Raw genomic sequence first — 769 nt, forward strand, 5'->3', positions numbered from 1 at the left:
AAGGGGGAGTCGGTCAGCGTATTGGGCGCTTCCGGCTCTGGTAAAACGACTTTGTTGAATATATTGGGTGGTTTGGATAAAGCGAGCGAAGGTCTTGTAAGGCTTTGTGGTAGCGACTTGAGTCAGTGCTCAGAGGCGCGCCTAACAGAGTTGAGAAATCAGAATCTGGGCTTTGTTTATCAGTTTCATCACTTGTTAGCGGAGTTTACGGCGGTAGAGAATATTGCTATGCCTTTATTCATTGCTGGCCAGAAACGGCGTTTGGCAGAAGCGCGAGCGCTTGAATTGCTTGACTTAGTGGGCTTGTCAGCACGCGCTAAACATAAGCCTTCTGAGTTGTCGGGAGGAGAGCGTCAGCGAGTTGCCATTGCTCGTGCGCTGGTCAATCAGCCAAAGTGCGTATTGATGGATGAGCCGACGGGAAATTTGGATGAAACCACAGCACGAAAGATCCAAGATGTGATGCTGACCTTGCAGCGTGAGCTGGATACAGGCTTCGTTGTCGTAACGCATGATACGCAATTAGCGCACAAGATGGACAGAGTATTAATCATGGAAGAAGGTGTGTTGAAGCCCTGGAGTGCTGCAGAGCAGGCTTCAGTTTAAACGGACTTGTTATCTTTTCTCGCTTTTCTGGCAGCGACTCGGTGGTGCCACTTTCTAAGGGTTGCGCGTTTCCAAATGGCGTCTATGCCGAAATAACCTGTGACGCCAAGTACGCAGCCGGCTACGAGAGAGCCAAAATACATAGGAATACCGACTTCATATA

General features: G+C 49.4%; 2 protein-coding genes. One reads left to right on the forward strand and one right to left on the reverse strand.

Annotated elements, in window-relative coordinates:
* On the forward strand, positions 1–606 hold a 606-nt coding region (locus tag A3756_RS21980; RefSeq protein WP_068554649.1), incomplete at its 5' end, for an ABC transporter ATP-binding protein.
* On the opposite strand, the gene A3756_RS29350 is transcribed toward A3756_RS21980, so the two are convergent.
* Entirely contained in the window at positions 603–755 is a 153-nt protein-coding gene (locus A3756_RS29350) for a hypothetical protein (protein WP_368664614.1), read from the reverse strand. The genes A3756_RS21980 and A3756_RS29350 overlap by 4 nt on opposite strands.
* Positions 756–769: the final 14 nt, after the last annotated feature.

The sequence above is a fragment of the Oleiphilus sp. HI0086 genome (genome assembly GCF_001635225.1).